This is a genomic window from Streptomyces sp. NBC_00247 (assembly GCF_036188265.1).
GTDB lineage: Bacteria > Actinomycetota > Actinomycetes > Streptomycetales > Streptomycetaceae > Streptomyces.
In genome coordinates this window covers 4,487,429-4,511,581 of sequence record NZ_CP108093.1, presented here as the reverse complement: position 1 = coordinate 4,511,581, position 24,153 = coordinate 4,487,429, and the positions used below count along the sequence as shown (strand labels likewise).

Annotated in this window: 26 protein-coding genes, 1 tRNA gene and 1 riboswitch; of the genes, 12 read left to right on the top strand and 15 right to left on the bottom strand. The window is 71.4% G+C overall.

The genetic code is table 11. The features are described 5' to 3' along the window. The first annotated feature begins 231 nt into the window (after nucleotides 1-231). Together OHT52_RS19545 and OHT52_RS19540 are read left to right on the top strand one after the other, a co-directional pair. Nucleotides 232-684, top strand: coding sequence for a peptidoglycan-binding domain-containing protein (locus OHT52_RS19545; protein WP_328721470.1), 453 nt, complete (start codon nucleotides 232-234; stop codon nucleotides 682-684). 373 nt (nucleotides 685-1,057) lie between these two features. After that, on the top strand, nucleotides 1,058-1,360 hold the full coding sequence (locus OHT52_RS19540) for a hypothetical protein (RefSeq protein ID WP_327175996.1): 303 nt from the start codon (nucleotides 1,058-1,060) through the stop codon (nucleotides 1,358-1,360). An 84-nt stretch (nucleotides 1,361-1,444) separates the two neighbouring features. On the opposite strand, the gene OHT52_RS19535 is transcribed toward OHT52_RS19540, so the two are convergent. Next, nucleotides 1,445-2,785 carry a DUF445 domain-containing protein gene (locus OHT52_RS19535; protein WP_328723814.1) on the bottom strand — a complete coding sequence of 447 codons (1,341 nt, stop codon included), beginning with the start codon at nucleotides 2,783-2,785 and terminating at the stop codon, nucleotides 1,445-1,447. Nucleotides 2,786-3,115: 330 nt separating this feature from the next. Here OHT52_RS19535 and OHT52_RS19530 point away from each other — a divergent pair, with 330 nt between their 5' ends. After that, the gene (locus tag OHT52_RS19530) at nucleotides 3,116-4,408 is read left to right on the top strand and encodes an SGNH/GDSL hydrolase family protein (RefSeq protein WP_443046615.1); all 1,293 of its coding nucleotides are present in this window, start codon (nucleotides 3,116-3,118) and stop codon (nucleotides 4,406-4,408) included. Between the two features lie 84 nt (nucleotides 4,409-4,492). Here the strand turns inward: OHT52_RS19530 and OHT52_RS19525 are convergent, their stop codons facing one another. The 4 genes from OHT52_RS19525 to OHT52_RS19510 form a co-directional block, all read right to left on the bottom strand. Then, nucleotides 4,493-5,221 (bottom strand): DUF1707 SHOCT-like domain-containing protein, encoded by a 729-nt coding sequence (locus OHT52_RS19525; protein ID WP_328723812.1) that lies wholly within the window; start codon nucleotides 5,219-5,221, stop codon nucleotides 4,493-4,495. Between the two features lie 93 nt (nucleotides 5,222-5,314). Continuing rightward, the gene (locus OHT52_RS19520; RefSeq protein WP_328721469.1) at nucleotides 5,315-6,379 is read right to left on the bottom strand and encodes an ABC transporter ATP-binding protein; all 1,065 of its coding nucleotides are present in this window, start codon (nucleotides 6,377-6,379) and stop codon (nucleotides 5,315-5,317) included. Between the two features lie 32 nt (nucleotides 6,380-6,411). Then, nucleotides 6,412-7,251: an ABC transporter permease gene (locus tag OHT52_RS19515; protein WP_328723811.1), complete on the bottom strand. Its 840-nt coding sequence runs from the start codon at nucleotides 7,249-7,251 to the stop codon at nucleotides 6,412-6,414. Nucleotides 7,252-7,291: 40 nt separating this feature from the next. Continuing rightward, complete coding sequence (locus OHT52_RS19510) at nucleotides 7,292-8,092, bottom strand: ABC transporter permease (protein WP_328721468.1); 801 nt, start codon at nucleotides 8,090-8,092, stop codon at nucleotides 7,292-7,294. A gap of 236 nt (nucleotides 8,093-8,328) precedes the next feature. Between OHT52_RS19510 and OHT52_RS19505 the strand changes: the two genes are divergently transcribed. Further along, nucleotides 8,329-10,824, top strand: coding sequence for a transglycosylase domain-containing protein (locus tag OHT52_RS19505; RefSeq protein ID WP_328721467.1), 2,496 nt, complete (start codon nucleotides 8,329-8,331; stop codon nucleotides 10,822-10,824). A gap of 28 nt (nucleotides 10,825-10,852) precedes the next feature. Here the strand turns inward: OHT52_RS19505 and OHT52_RS19500 are convergent, their stop codons facing one another. The 3 genes from OHT52_RS19500 to OHT52_RS19490 form a co-directional block, all read right to left on the bottom strand. Further along, a complete protein-coding gene (locus OHT52_RS19500; protein WP_328721466.1) occupies nucleotides 10,853-11,173 on the bottom strand; it encodes a DMT family transporter in 321 nt (106 codons plus the stop codon). A 39-nt stretch (nucleotides 11,174-11,212) separates the two neighbouring features. Then, nucleotides 11,213-11,278: riboswitch (guanidine-III (ykkC-III) riboswitch) on the bottom strand. 52 nt (nucleotides 11,279-11,330) lie between these two features. Next, on the bottom strand, nucleotides 11,331-11,672 hold the full coding sequence (locus OHT52_RS19495; protein WP_266704824.1) for a GroES family chaperonin: 342 nt from the start codon (nucleotides 11,670-11,672) through the stop codon (nucleotides 11,331-11,333). Between the two features lie 140 nt (nucleotides 11,673-11,812). Beyond that, nucleotides 11,813-12,148, bottom strand: coding sequence for a DUF3618 domain-containing protein (locus OHT52_RS19490; RefSeq protein WP_328721465.1), 336 nt, complete (start codon nucleotides 12,146-12,148; stop codon nucleotides 11,813-11,815). Between the two features lie 128 nt (nucleotides 12,149-12,276). Between OHT52_RS19490 and bcp the strand changes: the two genes are divergently transcribed. The 5 genes from bcp to OHT52_RS19465 all read left to right on the top strand — a co-directional run bounded on the left by bcp (nucleotide 12,277) and on the right by OHT52_RS19465 (nucleotide 16,203). Further along, nucleotides 12,277-12,744: a thioredoxin-dependent thiol peroxidase gene (gene bcp / locus OHT52_RS19485; RefSeq protein ID WP_328721464.1), complete on the top strand. Its 468-nt coding sequence runs from the start codon at nucleotides 12,277-12,279 to the stop codon at nucleotides 12,742-12,744. Between the two features lie 288 nt (nucleotides 12,745-13,032). Beyond that, entirely contained in the window at nucleotides 13,033-14,529 is a 1,497-nt protein-coding gene (gene proP, locus OHT52_RS19480; RefSeq protein WP_328721463.1) for a glycine betaine/L-proline transporter ProP, read from the top strand. Nucleotides 14,530-14,828: 299 nt separating this feature from the next. After that, nucleotides 14,829-15,374: an HNH endonuclease signature motif containing protein gene (locus OHT52_RS19475; protein WP_328721462.1), complete on the top strand. Its 546-nt coding sequence runs from the start codon at nucleotides 14,829-14,831 to the stop codon at nucleotides 15,372-15,374. Then, a complete protein-coding gene (locus tag OHT52_RS19470) occupies nucleotides 15,371-16,024 on the top strand; it encodes an HNH endonuclease (protein WP_328721461.1) in 654 nt (217 codons plus the stop codon). The genes OHT52_RS19475 and OHT52_RS19470 overlap by 4 nt, the downstream gene beginning before the upstream one ends. Before the next feature lie 94 nt (nucleotides 16,025-16,118). Next, nucleotides 16,119-16,203: transfer RNA gene (locus OHT52_RS19465), tRNA-Leu, on the top strand. Nucleotides 16,204-16,261: 58 nt separating this feature from the next. On the opposite strand, the gene rdgB is transcribed toward OHT52_RS19465, so the two are convergent. The 4 genes from rdgB to OHT52_RS19445 all read right to left on the bottom strand — a co-directional run bounded on the left by rdgB (nucleotide 16,262) and on the right by OHT52_RS19445 (nucleotide 18,758). Continuing rightward, nucleotides 16,262-16,864: an RdgB/HAM1 family non-canonical purine NTP pyrophosphatase gene (gene rdgB / locus OHT52_RS19460; RefSeq protein ID WP_327176006.1), complete on the bottom strand. Its 603-nt coding sequence runs from the start codon at nucleotides 16,862-16,864 to the stop codon at nucleotides 16,262-16,264. A 63-nt stretch (nucleotides 16,865-16,927) separates the two neighbouring features. Further along, a complete protein-coding gene (locus OHT52_RS19455; RefSeq protein WP_328721459.1) occupies nucleotides 16,928-17,320 on the bottom strand; it encodes a hypothetical protein in 393 nt (130 codons plus the stop codon). A 186-nt stretch (nucleotides 17,321-17,506) separates the two neighbouring features. Continuing rightward, nucleotides 17,507-18,253 carry a ribonuclease PH gene (gene rph / locus OHT52_RS19450; protein ID WP_328721458.1) on the bottom strand — a complete coding sequence of 249 codons (747 nt, stop codon included), beginning with the start codon at nucleotides 18,251-18,253 and terminating at the stop codon, nucleotides 17,507-17,509. Nucleotides 18,254-18,524: 271 nt separating this feature from the next. Then, nucleotides 18,525-18,758, bottom strand: coding sequence for a PTS glucose/sucrose transporter subunit IIB (locus OHT52_RS19445; RefSeq protein WP_266704842.1), 234 nt, complete (start codon nucleotides 18,756-18,758; stop codon nucleotides 18,525-18,527). Nucleotides 18,759-18,973: 215 nt separating this feature from the next. Here OHT52_RS19445 and OHT52_RS19440 point away from each other — a divergent pair, with 215 nt between their 5' ends. Both OHT52_RS19440 and OHT52_RS19435 read left to right on the top strand, forming a co-directional pair. Beyond that, nucleotides 18,974-20,233 carry a PTS transporter subunit EIIC gene (locus OHT52_RS19440; protein ID WP_328721457.1) on the top strand — a complete coding sequence of 420 codons (1,260 nt, stop codon included), beginning with the start codon at nucleotides 18,974-18,976 and terminating at the stop codon, nucleotides 20,231-20,233. Nucleotides 20,234-20,330: 97 nt separating this feature from the next. After that, nucleotides 20,331-21,239: a DUF7916 family protein gene (locus OHT52_RS19435; protein ID WP_328721456.1), complete on the top strand. Its 909-nt coding sequence runs from the start codon at nucleotides 20,331-20,333 to the stop codon at nucleotides 21,237-21,239. A 53-nt stretch (nucleotides 21,240-21,292) separates the two neighbouring features. Here the strand turns inward: OHT52_RS19435 and OHT52_RS19430 are convergent, their stop codons facing one another. Next, nucleotides 21,293-22,045 carry an MBL fold metallo-hydrolase gene (locus OHT52_RS19430; protein WP_328721455.1) on the bottom strand — a complete coding sequence of 251 codons (753 nt, stop codon included), beginning with the start codon at nucleotides 22,043-22,045 and terminating at the stop codon, nucleotides 21,293-21,295. A 237-nt stretch (nucleotides 22,046-22,282) separates the two neighbouring features. Between OHT52_RS19430 and OHT52_RS19425 the strand changes: the two genes are divergently transcribed. Further along, on the top strand, nucleotides 22,283-22,792 hold the full coding sequence (locus OHT52_RS19425) for a type II toxin-antitoxin system PemK/MazF family toxin (protein ID WP_328721454.1): 510 nt from the start codon (nucleotides 22,283-22,285) through the stop codon (nucleotides 22,790-22,792). A 122-nt stretch (nucleotides 22,793-22,914) separates the two neighbouring features. On the opposite strand, the gene OHT52_RS19420 is transcribed toward OHT52_RS19425, so the two are convergent. Then, entirely contained in the window at nucleotides 22,915-23,865 is a 951-nt protein-coding gene (locus OHT52_RS19420; protein ID WP_328721453.1) for a PLP-dependent cysteine synthase family protein, read from the bottom strand. Beyond that, a complete protein-coding gene (locus OHT52_RS19415; protein ID WP_328721452.1) occupies nucleotides 23,865-24,143 on the bottom strand; it encodes a MoaD/ThiS family protein in 279 nt (92 codons plus the stop codon). Before OHT52_RS19415 ends, OHT52_RS19420 begins: the two co-directional genes overlap by 1 nt. Between the last annotated feature and the right edge of the window lie 10 nt (nucleotides 24,144-24,153).

The window sequence follows — 24,153 nt, the reverse complement described above, 5'->3', positions numbered from 1 at the left end:
CCTCGCTCTCCCTGCCCCACCGCACGCCCCACCGCACGCCCTGCTCACCGCGCTCACCTGTGGTTACGTTGATGGACGCACCGCGGGCCGCCGCGGCTCCGCAGGACATCCCGCAGGGGACGTCGCCGGGACATCCCGGTCCGGATCGCGGTGCGCGCTCCAGCGAGGCGGGCCGGGCCGGACCTGGCCGGCCCGTCGGAGCCCGTCGTACCCCGAACCGGAGGTTCCGGCATGACCGTCTCCCGTACCGCCTCCTCGCCCGTCCTCACCTCCCCGAAGCCCGCGAGGGCCTTGAGAAGCCGTGTCGTCGGCCTCGCCGGCGCCGCCGCCCTGACGCTGGGGGCCTTCGCCGTCGCGCCCGGGGCCGCCGCGGCCTCGCCGGAGGCGGCTGCGACCGTGGCCGCCGTGCCGGGCGGGTGCGCGTACACCTCGGCGTCGAACCGGCCGGTGCTCCGGTCCGGCAGCGGCGGAGCCGCGGTGAAGCAGGCGCAGTGCCTGAGCAACGTGTGGGGCGGGCTGGTGCCGAAGCTCGAGGTGGACGGGAAGTTCGGGGCCGCGACCTTGACGAAGGTCAAGTGGATCCAGGGGTGCCACGGGCTGCCGAAGGACGGCGTGATCGGTGCTCTGACGTGGGAAGCGCTGTACTACCCGGTGCCCGACTGCTACGACACGTATCCGGGCTGATCGCCCTCCGCCCCGGCCTCCGTGAGCAGAACTTGGAGCGCCGGGGCGTGGAGGTCCACGAGGCGCTCCGGGGCGTGGAGGTCCACGAGGCGCTCCGGGGCGGTGCGGGAACCTTCCCCCTCGGGGTGCGGGCTCAGCGCGGCGCCGAGGCCGATGAGCCGGCCCGCGACGAGCCGGCCCGCGACGAGTTCGGTACGGAGCGGGCCGTCGGGACCGGGGAGCCGGGCGGCCGGCCGCCGGGCGACCTGTGCACCCCCGTGTCCCCGGGGTCCGTGGTCCGGGCACGTATCGGCGGGTTAGCCTCGGAATCCCCCGGCGCGGAACGCGTCGCGACGGGGACCGGGACGACAACACGGAAGCGGAGGTGGCTGCCATGGCGAAGATTCCGGCAGCGGCGGTGGCGGCGAGCGGGCTCGTCGGCGGTTACGGGGTGGCCCGGTGGACCCGGAAGCGGCCCCTGGGCGGCGCCGCGCTCGCCGTCGCCGGGGCGGTCGCCGCCTACGAGTGGAACCGGACGGCCGGCCCCCGCGCCGCCACCGGGCTGACCACGGCGTACGTCGCCGCCTTCGCCGGCTCGCACGTGCTGGCCAAGAAGCTCGGTGCCTGGCCCGCCGTCTTCACCGTCGCCGGCGGGGTCGCCGCCGCGTCCTGGGCGGTCACCCGCCGCGCGGCCTGAACACACCCGGGGCGCCCGAAGGCCGCCCCGATGCCGGGCGGGAGCACGACAACACCCGCCCGGCACACCCGCCCGGGACGGCCTTCAGCCCCCCAGCGCCCTCGACACCGTGTAGATCGCGAGTCCGGCGAGCGCGCCGACCACCGTGCCGTTGATCCGGATGAACTGGAGGTCGCGGCCGATGTGGGCCTCGATCTTCCGTGACGTCTGGTCGGCGTCCCAGCCCGCGACGGTGTCGCTGATCAGCGAGGTGATCTCGGTGCGGTAGGTGGTGACGACATACGCCGCCGCATCCTCCAACCACCCCTCCAGCTTGGCCTGAAGTCGCTGGTCGGTGGCAAGGCGGGCGCCCAGTGACATCAGCGAGGCCCGGGCCCGCAGCCGCAGTTCGCTCCGTTCGTCCTCGGCCGCCGCGATGATCATCGCGCGTACGGAGGACCAGGCGGAGGCGATCACGTCCTGCACCTCACGACGCCCCAGGATCTCCGACTTCAGCCGCTCCACCCGCTCCCGGGTGTCCCGGTCCGTCTGGAGGTCGGCGGCGAAGTCCGCCAGGAACGAGTCGATGGAGTCGCGCGCCGGGTGGCCCGGCATGTCCCGCATCTCCGTGACGAACCGCAGCAGCTCCTTGTAGACCCGCTCCCCCACCCGCTTGTCGACGAACCTCGGGGTCCAGCCGGGCGCCCCGCCCTGCACCGCGTCCATCACCGCGTCACCGTGCAGAACCAGCCAGTCGTGCGCCCGGACGCAGACCAGGTCCACGACCCTGCGGTGCCCGCCGTCGGCCACCACCTTCTCCAGCATCTTCCCGAGCCCGGGGCCGATCTCCACCGCGTCGGCCCGCCGGGTGATCGCCTCCCCCACGATGGCCTGCACATCGGCGTCCCGCAGCACCTTCAGCGCCCCGCGCAGCGCCGTCGCCAGCTCGGCGGTGACCCGGTCGGCGTGCTCGGGCTCCGCGAGCCAGGCACCGACCCGCCCCCCGACGCCCAGCGCGTGGATCCGGCCGCGCACCACGTCCGCGGAGAGGAAGTTCTCGCCCACGAACGAGCCGAGCGAGGCCCCCAGTTGGTCCTTCTTGGTCGGGATGATCGCGGTGTGCGGAATGGGCAGTCCGAGCGGCCGACGGAAGAGGGCCGTCACCGCGAACCAGTCGGCGAGCGCACCCACCATGCCCGCCTCGGCCGCGGCGGCGACATAGCCGGGCCAGCCGCCCACGTGGGCGTTCTTCGCCCACGTGGCGAGGACGTACACCAGGGCGACCAGCAGGAGCAGCCCGGTGGCGGTGATCTTCATCCGGCGCACCCCGCGCCGTTTCTCCTCGTCGGCGGCGGTGTACGCGAACGCGGCCAGGGGTGCGGCGGCCGCCCGTCCGGCCTCGCGCGGCGGCCGTGCCGTACCGTCAGAACCGCCGTCGGGACCCACCGGAGTGTCCCGGTCCGCCGTCACGCCGGCCGGGGCTCCCGTCCCGCCGGCAAGATCCGGATCCGCGTCCGTTCCGTGTTCCGGCCCCGTGCTCGCGCCCGGTTCATTACCATCCACCGCGTCCTGCCTCGCTTTCCTGCCGTGTACCGGTCCGCCGTGCGCCCGGTCCCCTCCTACCGCGCCACCCGTTCGCGTACACGTCTTCCCCTGTCGTACGCATTGTCCCCACTGTCCTACTCCCGGGCCGCCCGCCCAGTTCCCGGCGGCCCGCCGCACCGCCGCACACCGGTTCCCGGCATCCCGGGCCGAGCACGAGGAGACGTACCGCGCATGTCCAGGGTCGCCCGTAGAGACCAAGCCGGACCGGACCCCGGCCCCCGCGAGCCCCGCCGCGGCTACGGGGCGGGCTCCGGCCTCCGCAGGCGCGCGCTGCTGCCCGCCCTCGTGGCCGGTACCGCCGTGCTCGCCGCGGCTCTCGCCCTCGGCACGGAACGGCTCGCCGGCCCCCACGGCAGCGACGTGCGGGCGGCCGGCGAGCACCCGGCCGGCCGCGAGTCCGCGGCGGCGGACGGCCGGTGGGTCGCCACCTGGACCGGGGCGCCGGTACGCGCCGCCCCGGTCGGCACACGCGAACCGGCGGGCACGGTCGTACGGAACGCCGTGCACAGCAGCGCCGGCGGTGTCGCCGCGCGCATCACCCTCTCGAACCTCTTCGGCACCGGCCCCCTCGTGGTCGACCACGCGCGGGTGAACTCCCGCCCGGTGACCTTCGGGGGCGCGGGCCGGGTCACCGTTCCGGCGGGCGGGCATGTCGTGAGCGACGCCGTGCGGACGAGGATCGCCGCCGACTCGGACCTCGTCGTGTCCTTCCGTACGCCCGTGACCGGCGGGCACATCACGCAGCACCCGGCCGCCTTCCAGACCTCGTACCTCGTCGACGCGCGCACCGCGCGGCCCATCGACGAGTGGCGCTATCTGACGGCCGTCGACGTCTTCAGTACGGCCGCCTCGGGCACGGTCGTCGCCTTCGGCGACTCGCTCACGGCCGGCAGCGGCTCCACCCCCAACGCCGACAGACGCTGGCCGGACCTCCTGGCCGACCGGCTGAAGGGCGGTTGGGGCGTGGCGAACCAGGGCATCTCGGGGAACCGCCTGCTGTCGGACGGCCGGGGCGGCGTCGCGGGCGTCACCCGGTTCGAACGGGACGTGCTGGGCGTCACCGGAGTGCGTACGGTGATCGTCGCGCTCGGCATCAACGACGCCCAGACCGCCTCCCCCCACCTCGACCCGCAGCAGGTCGTGGACGCCCTGCGCCGCCTCACCGGCCAGGCCCACGCCCGGGGGCTGCGGGTGATCGGGGTGACCCTGACCCCGTTCGAGGGCATCCCCAACTTCACCCGGTCCCGCGAGGCGGTGCGGCAGGAGGTCAACGAACAGATCCGGGCCGGCGGGGTGTTCGACGCGTACGTGGACTTCGACGAGGTGGTCCGCGACCTCGCCGCACCGGAACGCATCCGGGCCGACTACGACAGCGGCGACCATCTGCACTTCAACGACCAGGGCTACCAAGCCCTCGCCGACAGCATCGGCCTCGGCCTGCTGACCGGCGCCCCGCAGGGGTAGGGCCTCCGGGGCGGAACGGATCCGGGCCCGCGCCGGCCCCGGGACGCCCTGCCGGTCCTCCGCGCGTGCCCCCCGTACCGGGCCTCAGCGCAGCTCCTTGCCCCCACCCGGCCCGCGCGCCCCACCCTGCTCCCGGCTGCCGCCCGGTCCGTCCACCGTCCGCGGCGCCGGGGCTCCGCCCACGGCCTCCGCCTTCGCTCCCGCCTCGGCTTCCCTGCGGCGGCGGCGTTCCGCCTTGCTCCACTTGCGTTCCACGCCGACGCCGCCCATCAGCGCGAAGCCGGTGACGGTCACCCTCGGCGCGTCCGGGGCGGGTTCGCCCTCGTCCTTGGACCGCTCGTCGAACCCGCCCATGAGGCCGATCCCGTTGACCCGTACCTGTACGTCCGGCGGCACGGTGACGCTCATGCCGCCCATGATCGTGACACAGCGGATCGTCACCTCGCGCTCCGCGAAACGGGCCTCGCGAAGATCGACGACACCGCCGCCCCACATCACGAACGAGGTGAACGTCCGGCCCACGGTCCAGCGCCCCCGTCGACTGAAGCCGCCCCAGAACGCGAACCCGCCCTTCGACGTCGGCTCCCCGCCGATCCGCTCCGACCACGCCGTCACCGCGGCGCCGCCCACGTCGGGCAACGGCGTTCCGGAGGGCGGCAGATCACGGACGAGCGGAGTCAACTCCCCGCGCGTGCGGGCCGCGTAGGCCACTTCCAGCCGCTGCTCGAACTCCTCCATGTCCAGGCGCCCTTCGGCCATGGCATCCCGCAGGATGTCGGCGATCCGTTCCCGCTCGGCGTCGGAGGCCCGCATGTCCGGGAGTTCAGTCGTCATGGCGCCCACCCTATGCACCGCGCGCACCGCCGGGCCAGCGCCCGGCACGGGGCGGCGCCCAACAATCGCGGCCTACGCGGCCGGGTGCGGTCGCGCCGCGTACATCCGGGCGATCACGTCCTCGATGTCCGGCTCCCGGACCGAGAGGTCCTTCAGCGGGTACTCCGCCGCGATCCGTGCCACCAGGGGCGCCACCGAGGCGTCCGCCGGGAGCGCCAGCCACTGGCGCGGCCCCTCGGTCCTGAGCACCCGCGCCCGCAGCGGCCCCTCGGACTCCACCGCGATCGGCGGGAGTTCGCGCTCCAGATCGACCACCAGGACGCGCTCGCTCTCCCCCGCCTCGTGCAGCCCGGCGAGCGCGCCGTCGTACATCAGCCGGCCGTGGTCGATCACCATCACCCTCCGGCACAACTGCTCGATGTCGGTGAGGTCGTGGGTGGTGAGCAGGACGGTGGTGGAGCGCTCCTCGTTCAGGTCCTTGAGGAACTGCCGCACCTTCGTCTTGGAGATGATGTCGAGCCCGATCGTCGGCTCGTCCAGGTACAGCACCTCCGGATCGTGCAGCAGCGCCGCCGCGATGTCGCCGCGCATCCGCTGGCCGAGCGAGAGTTGCCGGACCGGCGTGTCCAACAGGTCAGCCAGGTCGAGGAGTTCTACGCAGCGGTCCAGGTTCTCGCGGTAACGCGCGTCCGGGATGCGGTACATGCGGTGCATCAGCCGGTAGGAGTCCTTCAGCGGCAGGTCCCACCAGAGCGTGGTGCGCTGCCCGAACACCACCCCGATCCGGTGCGCCAGCCTGGTGCGCTCCCGCGACGGGTCGACTCCCGCGACCCGCAGCCGGCCGCCGCTCGGGGTCAGGATGCCCGTCAGCATCTTGATCGTCGTCGACTTGCCCGCACCGTTCGGGCCGATGTAGCCGACCATCTCGCCGCGCGCCACCCGGAAGCTGATCCCGTCCACCGCGCGCACCTCGTGCCGCTCGCGCCGCAGGAAACCCGCCTTGCGGCGCACCTCGAAGACCTTCTCCACCCCGTCCAGCTCGATGAACGAGCCGTCCCCCGCCGGTGTCCGTGCGCCGTCCTCCGCCACCGCCGTACCCGCGTCCCGTACCGCACCGGCAACCGCGTTCCGTTCCATGCCCGGCCCCATCTCCGTACCGCCGTCCCTCGTCAACTTCCCGTACTCCGGTACGCCCGCAAACCCGTGCGCCACGCCAGGCCCGCGAGCAGCCCGCACCCGGCCGCCACCACCGGGGACAGGAACGCCACCCACTGCGGCAGCGCCACCGGGTACTCCCGCCCCAGCACGTACAGCGCGGGCAGCCAGCTCACGAAGGCCAGCGGCACCACGAACGTCACCCCGCGCACCAGTTCTCGGGCGAAGACGGTGGGCGGGTACTGCAACAGCGTCTGCCCGCCGTACGTGAAGGAGCTCTGCACCTCCGCCGCGTCCAGGGCGAAGAACTGGAGGGCCGAGCCGGCGACGTACACCGCGCCGAAGACCGCCCCGCCGCTCACCACCGCGAGCGGCACCAGCAGCACCTTCAGCGGCGTCCACTCGATGTCCAGCACCACCAGGGCGTACCCCAGGACCATCAGCCCCTGGATGATCCGCCCCGTCCGGCGCAGCGCGAACCGGTCGGCCGCCACCTGGACCAGCACCGGCACGGGGCGCACCAGCAGCGTGTCGAGCGTGCCGTCCCGGACCCGCTCACCGATCCGGTCCAGCGACCCCAGCAGCAGATCGGCCAGACCGAACGCGGTGGCCGCCATCCCGTACAGCAGGGCGATCTCCGGCAGGGAGTACCCGCCGAGCGCGTCGACATGACTGAACATCAGCATGATGGCGACGAAGTCGAAGACCGTCGAGAGGAAGTTGCCGAGCGTGGTCATGACGAAGGACGCCCGGTACGCCATGGTCGAGCGGATCCACATCCCCGCGATGAGCCGGTAGGCGCGGAGGCCCTCCGCCGCCTGCGACCGCCCGCCGCCACGGGGCGCGTACGCCACCGCCTCCGCTCCCGTACCGCCGTCCGGGACGAGCACCGTGTCAGCCACCCTGCACCACCACTCTCCGTGTCGCGACCGACTGCAGGAGCCGGCCCGCCAGCAGCAGGACCAGCGCCCAGCCGGCCTGGAAGGCGAACGCCCCCACCAGGTCCCACCCGGTGCGCTTGCCGAGGAACACGTCGGCGGGCACCTGGAGGAACGCCGACCACGGCAGGGCCCGCGCCACCTCGCCCAGCAGCCCCGGGAACAGGTTCAGCGGCAGCAGCATCCCCGAGAAGAACAGCCCCGTCAGCCAGCTGATCTGGAGCACCCCGGCCCCGTCCAGCAGCCAGAACGCCGCCAGCGCGACGAGGAAGCGGACGGCGAAGCTGACCACCACCCCGAGCACCACCGACACCAGGAACGCCAGCCAGGTCCACGGCGAGACGGGCAGGGCCAGCTCGAAGGCGAGCGCGCCGATCGCCATCGGCACGATGCCGCGCCCGAGGAAATGGAAGGCCGCCCGGCCCAGGTCGCCCGCCAGCCACCAGAGCTGGAGGTCGGCCGGACGGTAGAGGTCGATCGCGATGTCGCCGGTCCGGATGCGCGCCATCAGCTCGTTCTCGAAGCCGCCGCCCATCATCGAACACGTCATCAGCAGCGCCTGGCCCAGCCAGACGAAGGTCATGGCCTGCGCGGTGTCGTAGCCGCCGAGGTCCGGCCGCTCCGCCCACAGGGCGGCGTAGGTGTACGCGACGATGAAGCCGAAGACCGTGTTGGTGAAGGTCCCCGCCACCGTCGCCATCCGGTAGGTGGCATGCCGGCGGAATCCGCCCGCGGCCACCACGGCATAGACCCGCACGTCTCCCCCAGTCCCGTTCGTGTTCCCGCCCGGACCACCCGTCCGGGGAACTGCCCGCCCGCAGGCACCAAAGCGCACGACAGTAGTCCAGGCATCCGGAACCCCGCGACCCGTTTTCCGGGGCGCGCGAAGCGTCCGGGAGGGCGTGCGGCAGCACGTTCAGGTGCGTTCCGAAGGTTATCGACAGTAAAAGGGCAGTATGGGAGGACTGTCCGCGGCCGAGGAGTCTCCACCACATGAGCGACGAGCCACAGCGCTGGACCCCCCGGGACCCCTCCGGCAACGAGGGCGGCAAGGGTGACGAGGACGCCGGTGGGAGCGACCCGCACGGCGGGACGGCGGACGGGCCGACGGAAACCGCGGCCTCGGCCAGGCTCCAGGAGGGCAAGGGCCGCAAGGGCCGCACGAAGCGCCCCCGGCGCAAGGGCTGGCGCCGCCTCGTCCCGACCTGGCGCATGGTCCTGGGGGCCGTCCTGCTGATCGCCGTCCTGCTCGTGGGCGGCTTCGTCGCCGGGTACCAGCTCGTCGGCATCCCCGCCGCCAACTCCAGCGCCACCGCCCAGAGCAACGTCTACCTCTACCGCGACGGGGCGGTCATCGCCCGCGACGGCGACGTCAACCGGGAGAACATCCAGCTCGCGCAGGTCCCGAAGGACGTCCAGCACGCCGTACTCGCCGCCGAGGACCGCAACTTCTACTCCGAGCGCGCCGTCGACGTCGGCGCCATGCTCCGCGCCGCCTGGAACACCGTCACCGGACAGGGCAGACAGGGCGGTTCGACGATCACCCAGCAGTACGTCAAGAACTACTACCTCGGCCAGGAGCAGACGGTCGTACGCAAGGTGAAGGAGTTCTTCATCGCGATCAAGCTGGACCGCGAGCAGACCAAGGACCAGATCTTCGAGGGGTACCTCAACACCAGCTACTTCGGCCGCAACGCCTACGGCATCCAGGCCGCGGCCCAGGCGTACTACGGCAAGGACGTCACCGACGTGGACGTCGCCGAAGGCGCGTACCTCGCCTCGCTCCTCAACGCCCCCAGCGCGTACGACGTCGTCGCCCACCCGGAGAACGGGCCGGCCGTCCTCGCCCGCTGGAACTACGTGCTCGACGGCATGGTCAAGGAGGAATGGCTCGGGACGTCCGCGCGCGCCGCCCTCACCTTCCCGCCGCCGGACGAGGCCAAGGCCTCCACCGGCCTCTCCGGGCAGCGCGGCTACCTCGTCAACGCGGTCAAGGACTACCTCACCGGCCACGGGATCGTCGACGAGGAGACCCTCGCCACCGGCGGCTACCGGATCACCACCACCCTGGAGAAGGAGAAACAGGACGCCTTCGTGGACGCCGTCGAGGAGAACGTGACCTCCCGGACCGAGGACGGCAACGACGCCGACCGCAACGTCCGCGTCGGCGGCGCCTCCATCGACCCCGCCACCGGCGAGGTCGTCGCCCTGTACGGCGGCGTCGACTACACCCGCCAGTACGTCAACAACGCCACCCGCCGCGACTACCAGGTCGGCTCCACCTTCAAACCGTTCGTCTTCACCGCCGCCGTCGCCGACGACGCCACCACCCAGGACGGCCGGCGCATCACCCCGAACACCCGCTACGACGGAACCAACGAGCGCCCCGTCGAGGGACGCCAGGGCGACACCGGCTACGCCCCCGCCAACGAGGACGACGTCAGTTACGGCGACATCACCGTCCGGGAGGCCACCGACAAGTCCGTCAACGCGGTGTACGCGCAGATGGCCGAGGACGTCGGCCCCGAGAAGGTCAAGGAGACCGCGATCAGCCTCGGCATCCCCGAGGACACCCCCGACCTGACCGCCTCCCCGTCCATCGCGCTCGGCCCGGCCACCGCCAGCGTGCTCGACATGGCCGAGGCGTACGCGACCCTCGCCAACCACGGGCGGCACGGCACGTACACCCTCGTGGCGAAGGTCACCAAGGACGGCAGGAGCATCGCGCTGCCCGGCCGCACCACCCGGCAGGCCGTCAGCCGGGAGGCCGCCGACACCACCACCGCGATCCTGCGGAGCGTCGTCGACGGCGGCACCGGAACCGCCGCGCGGGCGGCCGGGCGCCCCGCCGCCGGGAAGACCGGCACCGCCGAGGAGGACAAGGCCGCCTGGTTCGCCGGCTACACCCCCGACCTCGCGACCGTCGTCGCCGTCATGGGCCAGGACCCGGAGACCGGGACGCAGGAGTCGCTGTACGGAGCCCTCGGCCAGTCCCGCGTCAACGGCGGCGGCGCCCCCGCCGAGACCTGGGCCGACTACACCGCCGCCGCCCTCGAAGGCTCCGAAGTACGGGAGTTCGAGCTGGATCTCGCGGAGGGCAGCGAGGAGCCGGACCCCTCCGGGGACGAATCGCCGCCCACCGACCCCGACTCCCCGGCGGACACCCCGAGCGGCGACACCCCCACCACACCCGCCGGCACCACCCCGGCCACCCCCGGCCCGACCGGTACCGGCGCGGGCGGCACCACCGGCACGGGCCCCACCGGCGGAGGCAACGGGGACGGCGGCAACGGCGGCGGCACCGGGGGCGGGGACAACGCGACCGGCGGCACCGGCACCACGAACGGAGCCGCCGGCAACGCGGGCGCCACCACCGGCGGCGGAGAGACCGGCGGCACCACGGCGGACACCGGCGGGGCAGGCGGCTCCACCGGCGGCGGCCTCGTCGAAGGGGCCCGGGGCCCGGCCTTCCCCTACGCCTGGCGCTGACGTCGGCCGGGGGCCACCCGACAGGGGCTCAGTGCCCCGAAGTCGCCTTCAGCCCCACCACGGACACCAGCAGCAGACAGACGAAGAAGATCCGGGCGGCGGTCACCGGCTCGTGCAGCACCACCATCCCGAGCACCGCCGCACCGGCGGCCCCGATCCCCACCCACACGCCGTACGCCGTACCGATCGGCAGCGACTTCGCCGCCTGCGCCAGCAGCAGCATGCTGGCCACGATCCCGAGGACGGTGAACACGCTCGGCCACAGCCGGGTGAACCCCTCCGCGTACTTCATACCGATCGACCAGCCCACTTCGAGCAGACCGGCGACGATCAAAAGAACCCAGGCCACGACGGCCACCTCCGACGACGAACACACGGAACAACACGGACTGCGTCGTCTTTGCCAGCCCGGTACGGCGCGTCTCGTCGGGTCGTCCCACCGTAGCAACAAACGCGGTGGAGCCCGGTGACCGCGGTCACCGGGCTCCACCGGAGCATGCTGGGGACTACAGATACAGCCCCGTCGAATCCACCGACCCCTCGAACCGGTCCGCCGCCACCGCGTGCAGATCCCGCTCCCGCATCAGTACGTACGCCACGCTCCGCACCTCGACCTCGGCACGGTCCTCGGGGTCGTACAGCACCCGGTCCCCGGGCTCGACCGACCGCACGTTCTGGCCCACCGCGACCACCCTGGCCCAAGCCAGTCGGCGGCCCACCGCCGCCGTCGCGGGAATCAGAATGCCGCCGCCCGACCGGCGCTCGCCCTCCGGCGAGTCCGACCGGACCAGCACACGGTCGTGCAGCATGCGGATGGGCAGCTTGTCGTCCTGGGTGTTGTCGCTCACGCCCCGCAACCTACCCGCCGCGCCCACGCCCGTACGCCGTAGGGGTACGTCCACCCGCATCCGCGCCGCGACGCGTATCCTTCCCGCGCCGCGGGACGACCGGCCGAAAGGCCACGCCCGGGGCCCGCCGGCCGGACCGGCTACCTCCGGCGCCGGCCGTTCTTCCCGCGCCGCGTCGACACGACCAGCAGACCCACCACACCGACCGCGAGCAGCGCCACCGGCACCACCCGCTCCAGCCGGGGCGAGCCGTCCTCCGCCACGAACCGCGCCTTCACGTCCGAGACCGAACGATTCACCGCGACGTACGCGCGGCCCGCCGTCCGGTCCACCTTCTCGGCGACCATCGCCTTCGCGTCACCGATGATCGTCTTCGGGTGCACCCGCACCCCGATCTCGTCGAGGACCACAGCCAGCTGCTCGCGCCTGCTGATGATGTCCGCCTCGATCTGCGCAGGGGTCCTCGTATCCGACACTGCGCCGCCTCCGTGGTCGTCGTCGGGTAAACCTTCATCGACAGTCTGTCAGCTCGACCGCCCGCACACCCGGCGGCACCCCTATTACGCTCGGTCGCGTACACCCCACGCGCCACCCGAGGAGAACCATGAGCGAGCGACTCCAGTCCGGCGACACCGCCCCCGCCTTCACCCTTCCGGACGCCGACGGCAAGGACGTGTCGCTCGCGGACCACAAGGGCCGCAAGGTGATCGTCTACTTCTACCCCAAGGCCCTTACCCCCGGTTGCACCAAGCAGGCCTGCGACTTCACCGACAACATCGATCTGCTGGCCGGCGCCGGATACGACGTCATCGGCGTCTCGCCCGACAAGCCGGAGCGGCTCGCGAAGTTCCGCGAGCAGGAGCACCTCAAGGTCACCCTGGTCGGCGACCCCTCCAAGGAGGTCCTCGCGGCGTACGGCGCGTACGGCGAGAAGCAGTCGTACGGCAAAACGGTGACGGGCGTCATCCGGTCGACCTTCGTCGTCGACGAGGAGGGCCTGGTCGAGCACGCCTTCTACAACGTCCGGGCCACCGGCCACGTCGCGAAGATCATCAAGGACCTCAAGATCTGAGGACCCGGGTCCGGGGGGCTTCGGGGCCCGGGCGAAGCGGGAGTCCGGGCGAATCCGGGGCCCGGGCGAATCCGGGGCCCGGGCGAATCCGGGGCCCGGGCGAAACCAGGGTCCGGCAGAGGCCGGGGTCCGGCCGAAACCCGCAGGAACGGACAGGAACCTGTAGGAACGGACAGGAACCTGTCACCATATTGTGAGGGAACTCGCAATTACCCCGCGATTCGGTTTGCAATCGCCATGACCGCACAGAAGCCTCCCCCGGAACACCTCCGAGGAAAGGACCCGGCCATGGCGGCCACCGACCCCCACCGGACGGCCGACCCCGACGCGGTCAGGCGCCACCCCACGCTCTTCCGGGCGATCCGCACACGTCAGAACCCCAGACTCCGCCGCACCGACATCACGGTCACCGACGACCGGGCCGTCAAGCGCGCGGTGAAGGCGGCCTCCCTCGGCAACGCCATGGAGTGGTTCGACTTCGGCATCTACTCCTACCTCGCGGTCACCCTGGGCCACGTCTTCTTCCCGTCCGGGAACGACACGACCCAGCTCCTCTCCTCCTTCGCCACCTTCGCCGTGGCCTTCCTCGTCCGGCCGCTCGGAGGCATGTTCTTCGGCCCGATGGGCGACCGGATCGGCCGCAAGAAGATCCTCGCCCTCACGATGATCATGATGGCGATCGGCACCTTCGCCATCGGCCTCATCCCCTCGCACGGAGCGATCGGCGTCTGGGCGCCCGCCCTGCTGATCTTCTTCCGGATGCTCCAGGGCTTCTCCACCGGGGGCGAGTACGGCGGCGCCTCCACCTTCATCGCCGAGTACGCCCCCGACAAGCGCCGCGGCTTCTTCGGCAGCTTCCTCGAATTCGGCACCCTCGCCGGATACGTCGGCGCCGCCGGCCTGGTCACCGCGCTCTACGCACTCCTCGACACCGGCCAGATGGAGAGCTGGGGCTGGCGCATCCCCTTCCTCGTCGCGGGCCCCCTCGGTCTGGTCGGCCTCTACCTCCGGCTCCGCCTCGACGAGACCCCGGCCTTCCAGAAGCTGGAAGGCGGCACCGCCCACGCCTCCGAGGCCGCCGACAGCGTGGAGACCACCACCAAGGGCGACCTCGCCAGGATCTTCCGCGACTACTGGCCGACGCTGATCCTCTGCATCTGCCTGGTCGGCGCGTACAACATCGCCGACTACATGCTGCTCTCCTACATGCCGACGTACCTCTCCGACGAGCTCGGCTACAGCGAGACCCACGGGCTGCTGATCCTGCTCGTGGTGATGGTCCTCCTCATGCTGGTCATCAGCCAGGTCGGCAAGCTCTCCGACCGCTACGGCCGCAAGCCGCTGCTGATGGCGGGCATGCTCGGGTTCCTGGTGCTCTCGCTCCCCTCGTTCCTGCTGATCCGACAGGGCAGCATTCCGGCCATCAGCGTCGGCATGCTGATGCTCGGCCTCTCGCTGCTCTGCATGCTCGGCACCATGTCCGCCGCCCTCCCGGCCCTCTTCCCCACGAACGTCCGGTACGGCTCCCTCTCGGTCGGCTACAACCTCTCCGCGTCGATCTTCGGCGGCACGACCCCCCTGGTCATCACCGCCCTGATCAGCTGGAGCGGCACCAACCTGATGCCCGCGTACTACGCGATGGCCGCGGCCCTGGTCGGCGTGATCTCGGTGGCCTGCATGAAGGAGACCGCCCAGAAGCCCCTCGACGGCTCCCCGCCCTCGGTGGAGACCCCGGAGGAAGCGGCGGAGCTCGTCCACGCGCAGTCGCCGGACCCGAAGTTCTGACCCCCCGCTCTCGTACGGAAGGGCCCGTACCGCTTCACGGCGAACGCCGAAGCGGTACGGGCCCTTCCGCATCTCGTCGTATAGCGGACGTGCCTATCCGATTACCGGTTCGTTGCTCCGTACGAGGCCGCGAACGCGCGGCCAGACGGGGAGGAAGAGGAATGCCGGTCAGCCCTTACACGCATCAGGTGCTCTCGGAGTCAGCCGCATCGTCACGGACCATGTCCCAGGCCATGACCAGTCTGGGGCTGGCGCCCTGGAGCGGGTCCCGGCGCTATCTTCTGGATCGCATGAGAAGGATGGGCATCGCCACCTCGCACTTCGAGCGGGAGGACACACGGTGGACCAAGGAGGTACTCGAACCCGCTGTCGCCGCGTCGACAACCATGGTGGGCGTATTGCGGCTTCTGGGACTGAACGCGGTGGGGGGAAACCACACCCACATCAGTCGCCGCGTCAAATCCCTGGGGATCGACACCTCCCACTTCGAATCCTCTGCACCACGTTCGTCGAAGGGCCGACGGCATCGCACTCTGGAGGAGCTTCTCGTCGAACAGGACCCCGCCACGGCCCGCCGCGAGCAGAGCAGCCGTTTGAAGAGAGCCCTGATGCTCCTCGGGGCCGATGAACGCTGCACCGGTTGCGGAGCCGCAGGAACCTGGCAGGGACACCCTCTGCCCTTGGAGGTCGACCACATCGACGGCAACTGGCGGAACAACCGGGTGGAGAACCTCCGGATGCTCTGCCCCAACTGTCACTCGACCACCGATTCGTACAGGGGTCGGAACAAGCGTTCCCAAGTCGACCGCGCGAACCCCTCCCGCAGGTCGGCGGCGGGACGATGAGCGCATCCCGCACGTACGACCGGGCGACCCTCGCCGACGCGGCAGCCAGGTGCCACACCATCGAAGAAGTCATCGCCCACCTCGGCACACCTCCGTACGAACGACTCGGCCGTTACCTGATGAGGCGTTTCACCCACTTCGCCATCGACGTCTCGCATTTCCAGCCAGTGGGGAGGCGACGGCGCCCCGACCCCGATCAGCTCGTCAAGGCGGTCGCGCACTCCGTCAGCATCGCGGAGACCCTGCGACGCCTCGGTCGCCCCGACACCGGCACCCAACGCGCACTGCTCCGTACCTGGGTGTCGGAACAGGGAGTCGACACTTCCCATTTCCTGGGACAGGCCCATCAGCGTGCAAAACCACCACATGTGCCGAGGAAGCGCGCCGAGGATGTCCTGGTGCGCCATCCCGGCCCGCGGAAAAATGCGACCCTACTGCGCCAGGCGCTGCTCGATCTGGGGACGCCGCAGAATTGCGCCGGGTGCGGCACGGAAGCGGTCTGGCTGGGGAAGCCGATGACGCTGGAAATCGATCACATCAGCGGCGACCCTTACGACGATCGCCGCGAAAACCTGCGGATGCTCTGCCCCAACTGCCATGCGATCACGGGCACATGGTGCCGAGGAGGTACTCGGCCGGCTGCCACATGATCGAATCCCGGTTCCTGCGGGGCAGACCGACCGGTCTCCGTTCATGCCGAGTAAGCTGGCTCTCGCCCTGCGTCCGTACGATGACGGGTGGCTGGCGGCGGTGGTGCAACTGGCGACACAGCAGACTTAGGATCTGTGGCCCGTGAAACGGCTTGAGGGTTCGAATCCCTTCCGCCGCACCCGTGAACGGCCCGCGCATCGAGGAATCGATGCGCGGGCCGTTCTGCTGTCGGCGTCTCAGCCCACCAGCTCCCGCACCACCGGCGCGAGCGCGCGGAAGGCCTTGCCGCGGTGGCTGATGGCGTTCTTCTCCGCCGGGGTGAGCTCCGCGCAGGTACGCGTCTCGCCCTCGGGCTGGAGGATCGGGTCGTAGCCGAAGCCGTGCGCGCCGGCCGGGGCGAAGCGGAGGGTGCCGGGCATGCGCCCTTCGACGACGCGCTCCGTACCGTCCGGGAGGGCGAGGGCGGCGGCGCAGGCGAAATGGGCGGCGCGGTGCGGGGTGTCGATGTCGCCGAGCTGGGCGAGGAGCAGGTCGAGGTTGGCCTGGTCGTCGCCGTGCCGGCCGGCCCAGCGGGCGGAGAAGATGCCGGGGGCGCCGCCGAGGACGTCGACGCAGAGGCCGGAGTCGTCGGCGATGGCCGGGTGGCCGGTGGCCTTGGCCAGGGCGTGGGCCTTCAGGAGGGCGTTCTCGGCGAAGGTGACGCCGGTCTCCTTGACGTCCGGGATCTCGGGGTACGCGTCCGCGCCGACGAGTTCGTGGCTGAGGCCGGCGTCGGCGAGGATCGCGTGGAGTTCGGTGATTTTCCCGGCATTGCGGGTGGCGAGGATCAGGCGGGTCATGGGTCGATTGTCGCTCTTCGCCGTCGCGGCGGCGGGGCGGGCCCCCGCGTCGCCGCGGCCGGTTCAGGGGGAGCAGACCTTGCCGATCTCGCCGGCGGCGTCGGTGACCGGGCCGATGTCGGGGGTGGTGTCGCCCGCCTCGATGGAGGCGCGTACCTCGCCGACTCCGGCCTGGAGGTCGTCGACGGCCTTGCCGAGGTCGGCGTTGTCGGTGGTGTCCTTGAGGTTGCCGAGTTCCTGGTCGATCTGGTCGAGCGACTCGGATGCCTGGGTCACGTCCCCCGAGGCGTTGGAGACGGCCTGTTGGAGGTTGCCGACGCTGGTGGCGATGGCGTCGGCGGTACGGACGCAGTCGAGGGCCTTGTCGACGGCGCCGCACCCGACCAGCGCGGTCAGGGTCAGTGCTGCGGCGGTGACGGCGAGTGCGGTGCGGTGGTGGTGGCGGCGCAGAGCCATGGTGCGGTCCCTCCCCGGGGTCGTCACACGGAACGGTCGTCGCATGGACCGGTCGGCACATGGACGGGTCGTCGCATGGACTGGTCGACACATGGACGGGCGCACGGTTCGACCCGTGCGCCCGTGTCTGTGAGGACGCCGTGCGGTGCGTTCTTGGTTGCTTCTTTACCCGGGGAAGGGTGGGTGTTACGCGCCGGGGGTGCCGAGGGTGCGGGCGAGTGCCTCGTTCTGGAAGGCGGTGAGGTCGGCGCAGCCGGCGGTGGCGAGGTCGAGGAGGGCGTTGAGCTCCTTGCGGTCGAAGGGCTCGGCCTCGGCGGTGCCCTGGACCTCGACGAAGCGGCCGTCGCCGGTGCAGACGACGTTCATGTCGGTCTCGGCGCGGACGTCTTCCTCGTAGCGGAGGTCGAGGAGGGGGGTGCCGTCGACGATTCCGACGCTGATGGCGGAGACGGTGCCGGTGAGGGGCTTGCGGCCGGCCTTGACGATCTTCTTGCCCTGGGCCCAGGTGATGGCGTCGGCGAGGGCGACGTAGGCGCCGGTGATGGCGGCGGTGCGGGTGCCTCCGTCGGCCTGGAGGACGTCGCAGTCGAGGACGATGGTGTTCTCGCCGAGGGCCTTGTAGTCGATGACGGCGCGCAGGGAGCGGCCGATCAGCCGGCTGATCTCGTGGGTGCGTCCGCCGATCTTGCCGCGTACGGATTCGCGGTCGCCGCGGGTGTTGGTGGCGCGGGGGAGCATGGAGTACTCGGCGGTGACCCAGCCTTCGCCGCTGCCCTTGCGCCAGCGCGGTACGCCTTCGGTGACGGAGGCGGTGCAGAGGACTTTGGTGTCGCCGAAGGAGACGAGTACGGAGCCTTCGGCGTGCTTGCTCCATCCCCGTTCGATGGTGACGGGGCGGAGCTGGTCGGGGGTGCGGCCGTCGATGCGAGACATGGCGTCGACTTTATCCGTTGGCGGGGGCGGGTCCGTTCGGGTGCGGTGGGGCGCCGTTCGGGTGTCGCCGCGGCGTGGCGCGCCGGGGACGCGCGAGGCGCGCGGGTGGGTCGGGACGCGCGGGTGGCTCGGGGTGTCCGTACGGGCGGGGTGTCCGTACGGGGCGCCGGGCGGGTGCCGGGTGCGGACCGGTCGGGGGCCGGCACCCGGCGGGGGTGGTGCAGAGGTGTGCCAGGGGGTGACAGGGGGCTGCTGTCAGCCGGTCACGCCGTCACATCATGTCTTCGATGTCGGCCGCGATGGGGTCGGCGTCGGTGCCGATGACGACCTGGATCGCGGTGCCCATCTTGACGACGCCGTGGGCTCCGGCGGCCTTGAGGGCGGCTTCGTCGACCTTGCTGGGGTCGTGGACTTCGGTGCGGAGGCGGGTGATGCAGCCTTCGACCTCGTCGATGTTCTCGATACCGCCGAGCCCGGCGACGATCTTCTCAGCCTTGCTGGCCATGTCCTTCTCCCTGTCGCAGCGTGCGGACCCACCGTGGGTCCGTTTTGTCACGCTAACGCACGGTTGGCCCAACTTCGCGGGCGCCCGGTCGGGCCATCGCCAAGGATGACGCTCACCGGCGCTCCGCCCTCGGGACGGGCTCCGTACCGTCCGCGCACCCGGCCCGAGCCGGCTGCGGCGACCGCCGAACGTGACCGTGTTCCGGGAGGATGCCGATGAGTACGACCGCGGCTGCGGGTCCGCAGCCAAAGTGGTGGAACGGCCCGGTCTCGGGTCTGCAGAAGATCGGCCGGAGTCTTCAGCTCCCGGTGGCCGTGCTTCCCGCGGCGGGTCTGCTCGTCAGCCTCGGCAACCTGTTCGACTCGTATCTGAACGGCCGGTTCTGGGACAAGACGTCCAAGGTCCTGCTCAACGGTGGTTCGGCGATCCTGGACGGCACGGTGGGCCTGCCGCTGCTGTTCTGCATCGGTGTGGCGATCGGTTTCGCGAAGAAGGCGGACGGCTCGACCGCGCTGGCGGCGGTGGTCGGTTTCCTGGTCTACCGGGGTGTGCTGTCGGCCTTCCCGGTGGACGGCTCGGTGACCGACAAGGTGCCGGAAGGCGTCCCGCAGAACCCGGGGGTGCTCGGCGGCATCCTCATCGGACTGCTGACCGCGGTGGTCTGGCAGCGGTACCACCGTACGAAGCTGGTGGACTGGCTCGGGTTCTTCAACGGGCGCCGGCTGGTGCCGATCCTGATGGCGTTCCTCTGCGTGATCCTCGGTGTGGTCTTCGGTCTGCTGTGGCAGCCGGTGGGTGACGCGCTGACCTGGTTCGCCAAGCAGTTGATCGACCTCGGTGCGTGGGGTGCGGCCATCTTCGGCTTCGCCAACCGTCTGCTGATCCCGATCGGCATGCACCAGTTCCTGAACACCTTCTTCTGGTTCCAGGCGGGCGACTTCACGGGCGCCGACGGCAAGACGGTGCAGGGCGACATCTCGCGGTTCTTCGCGGAGGACCCGACGGCGGGGCAGTTCACCTCGGGCTTCTTCCCGATCATGATGTTCGGTCTGCCGGCGGCGGCGCTGGCCATCGCGCACACGGCGCGGCCGGAGCGGCGCAAGGAGGTGGGGGGCCTGATGCTGTCGGTGGCCCTGACCTCGTTCGTGACGGGCGTGACGGAGCCGCTGGAGTTCTCGTTCATGTTCGTCGCGCCACTGCTGTACGGCGTGCACGCGATCCTGACCGGTGTCTCGATGGGTGTCACCTGGGCGCTCGGGGTCCACGCGGGCTTCAGTTTCTCGGCCGGTCTGATCGACCTGGTCGTCAACTGGCATCTGGACACGAAGCCATGGCTGTTGATCCCGATCGGACTCTGCTTCGCGGTGATCTACTACGTGATCTTCCGGTTCGCGATCATCAGGTTCAACATCCAGACACCGGGACGGGAGCCTCCGGAGGTGGAGAAGGAGATCGAGCGGGACGTCACGAAGTAGCGTCGCCCGCACCCCAGGCCCCCCGACCGTGCGCGGTCCGGGGGCCTTCCCCTGTGCGTTTCGCGCCTTTTGCCCATGTGCCGCCTAGGCTCCTGCCATGACTTCTCCGACGCCCCGCATCCTCGATCTCGACCGTGAGCAGCTCGCCGCCCTGCGCGGGCGGAAGCTGACCGCTTCGGTGGCCGCCGCGGAGGGGCGGACGATGGTGGCGGAGGTGTTCGCGGACCGGGCGGTGCTCTCCGCCCACCCCGGTGACAACGGTGTGCACAACGCCGAGTTGATGGCGGCCTTCGGCGCGGACATCGTGGTGCTGAACCTGATCGAACGCGCCTGGGACGGGGAGCGCCTGGTGCTGCCGGGGCTCGGTTCCTTCACGTCGGTCGCGGAGCTGGCGAAGTGCCTCGGGAGGCCGGTCGGGATCAATCTGGAGCCGGGGGACGTGCCGGAGATCCGGCGGGCGAAGCCGGAGTTCGCGAGGCGGCTGGTCGGAATGGGGGCGGCACTTCTCTGCCTGACGGCGAATCCCGGGACCGGCGGTTCGTACGAGGGACTGGCGCGGGTGACCGAGGAGCTGCGGAACGGCCTCGGGGACGAGGTGGCGCTCTGGAGCGGCAAGATGCATCACGCGGGCCGTCCGGAGCGGCTGACGGCGGCGCGGCTGACGGCGCTGGTGGACGCCGGGGCGGACGGGGTGGTGCTGCCGCTGCCGGGGACGATGCCGGGGGTGACGAAGGAGCTGGCGGCCGAGGCGGTGGCGGCGGTGCAGGAAGCGGGGGCGGTGGTGATGGGGGCGATCGGTACGAGCCAGGAGGGCGCGCACACGGACGTGGTGCCCCAGCTGGCCCTGAACGCCAAGGAGATCGGGGTGGACGCCCATCACATCGGGGACGCGTTCCTGCCGGGGATGGGTGATCCGGAACTGTTGTACGCGTACTCGGTGGCGGTCCGCGGGCGCCGGCACACCTGGAACCGGATGGCGCTGGGCGGTCGGGGCCGCAGGGCCTGACCCCGGTGGCGCCGGGCGGGGTCAGGGGCCGGGCGGGTCGGGGGCCGGGTCGCTCAGACTTCGTAGACGGCGCCCGGCACGGCGAGTTCGACGGGGCCGGCGTAGACCTCGCGGGCGTCCTCGATGTTGCGTTCGGCGTCGGTCCACGGCGGGATGTGGGTGAGTACGAGTCGTCCGGCGCGGGCGCGGGCGGCGCATTCCCCGGCTTCGCGGCCGTTGAGATGGAGGTCCGGAATGTCCTCCTTGCCGTGGATGAACGATGCTTCACAGAGGAAGAGGTCGGCGTCCTCGGCGAGTTCGTCCAGGGCGTCACAGGCTCCGGTGTCACCGGAGTAGGCGAGGGAGCGGCCGCCGTGCTCGATGCGGATGCCGAAGGTGTCCACGGGGTGGCAGAGCTTCTCCGTACGGACGGTGAAGGGGCCGATCTCGAACCAGCCGGCTTTGAGCGTGCGGAAGTCGAAGACCTCGCCCATGGCGTGTTCGGAGGGGGTGTCGGCGTGGGCCGTGGTCAGCCGGCGCTCGGTGCCCTCGGGGCCGTACACGGGGAGGGCGGCGGGGCGGGTGCCGTTGTTCGGGTAGTAGCGCACCACGAAGTACGCACACATGTCGATGCAGTGGTCGGCGTGCAGGTGGCTGAGGAAGACGGCGTCGAGGTCGTACAGGCCGACGTGGCGCTGGAGCTCGCCGAGGGCACCGTTGCCCATGTCGAGCAGCAGCCGGAAGCCGTCGGCCTCTACGAGGTAGCTCGAACAGGCCGATCCCGCGGACGGGAAGGAGCCGGAGCAGCCGACGACGGTGAGCTTCATGGAGCGTGAACCTCCGAGACGTGGCGACGGTGCGGCGGATGGGGTTCGGGGTTGCGGTCCGTCGAGCGTAAGGCGCGAATCTCCTGGTCGCTCCTCCGTGGCCTGCCGTTGTGGGGGAACTCACCTGTGCTGTCACCGGTTCGATGGAAGCCGGGGGACTCCGGCCGCGCGCCCGTTCGTGCGGGATGTGGCGGCGGGGGCCTGGGGTGGCCGAATGGGCGCCGGTACGGTCGGGGGATGGAAACGTACTGGTGGGTGATTCTGGCCGTCCTGGTCGTGCTGGCGCTGGTGGCGTCGGTGGTGGACGGCAGGGGCCGGAGCGGTGCGCGGCGCCGGGGCGGCGAACGGGGTACGGGGCGTCGCCCGGGTGGCCGGACGAGGCCGCCGGGCAGGCCGTCGGGCGGTACGGCGGAGCCGGGGCGGGGCCGCGGGGCGGGCCGGGTGCCGGAGCCGGGCGAGATCTGGTGGGCCGAGGTGCCGTACGAGGACGGGCCGGGGTCGAAGGACCGGCCGTGCCTGGTCCTGTCGGTGCGGAGCGGGCGCGCGGTCGTCGCGAAGATCACCAGCAAGCATCACGAGGAGCGGCCGGGAGTGATCGCGCTGCCGGCCGGGACGGTGGACGACGCGCGGGGGCGGCGGAGTTTCCTGGAGACGGACGAGTTGCGGGAGGTCGCGGTGGGCGGCTTCCGACGGCGGGTGGGCCGGGTCGGCCCGGAGCTGTGGGGTCAGGTGCGGGGGCTGGGATAGCGCGGGGGCCCGGTCCGTGCCCGCGCAGACGCGGACGCTTCTGAACGCCGACGCCCTGGAACGCGGAACGCCGACGCCCCGGAGTGGGGGCGTCGGCGTCGCGGGCGGAGGGTGCCGGGCGGTCAGGCCCAGAGCTGCCCGTGCAGGGTCTCGATGGCGGCTTCCGTGGTCGGTGCCGTGTAGACGCCGGTCGAGAGGTACTTCCAGCCGCCGTCGGCGACGACGAAGACGATGTCCGCGCTCTCCCCCGCCTTGACGGCCTTCTGGCCGACGCCGATGGCCGCGTGGAGCGCGGCACCGGTGGAGACACCGGCGAAGATGCCTTCCTGCTGGAGGAGTTCACGGGTGCGGGCGACCGCGTCGGCGGAACCGACCGAGAAGCGGGTGGTGAGCACGGAGGCGTCGTACAACTCCGGTACGAAGCCCTCGTCGAGGTTGCGGAGCCCGTAGACGATGTCGTCGTAGCGGGGCTCGGCGGCGACGATCTTGACGTCGGGCTTCTGCTCGCGGAGGTACCGGCCGACGCCCATGAGGGTGCCGGTGGTGCCGAGGCCCGCGACGAAGTGGGTGAGGGACGGGAGGTCGGCGAGGATCTCGGGTCCGGTGGTGGCGTAGTGGGCGCCCGCGTTGTCCGGGTTGCCGTACTGGTAGAGCATCACCCAGTCCGGGTGTTCGGCGGAGAGCTCCTTGGCGACCCGGACAGCCGTGTTGGAGCCGCCGGCCGCCGGTGAGGAGACGATCTCGGCGCCCCACATGGCGAGCAGGTCGCGCCGTTCCTGGGACGTGTTCTCCGGCATGACGCAGACGATGCGGTAGCCCTTGAGCTTGGCCGCCATGGCGAGCGAGATGCCGGTGTTTCCGCTGGTCGGCTCCAGGATGGTGCAGCCGGGGCGCAGTCGCCCGTCCTTCTCCGCCTGCTCGACCATGTGGAGCGCGGGGCGGTCCTTGATCGAGCCGGTGGGGTTGCGGTCCTCCAGCTTGGCCCAGATCCGGACGTCGCCGGAGGGCGAGAGCCTCGGGAGGCGGACCAGTGGGGTGTTGCCCACGGCCGCCAGCGCGGAGTCGTACCGCATCAGCGCATGCCGCCGGCGACGGCCGGGAGGATGGTGACGTTGTCGCCGTCGCTGAGCTTGGTCGTGATGCCGTCGAGGAAGCGGACGTCCTCGTCGTTGAGGTAGACGTTCACGAACCGGCGGAGCTGTTCGCCGTCGACGATGCGCGCGCGGATGCCGTTGTGCCGGGTCTCCAGGTCGTTGAAGAGGTCGGCGAGGGTCTCACCGCTGCCTTCGACCGCCTTGGCGCCGTCGGTGTAGGTGCGAAGGATGGTGGGGATGCGGACCTCGATGGCCATGGCGTGGGCT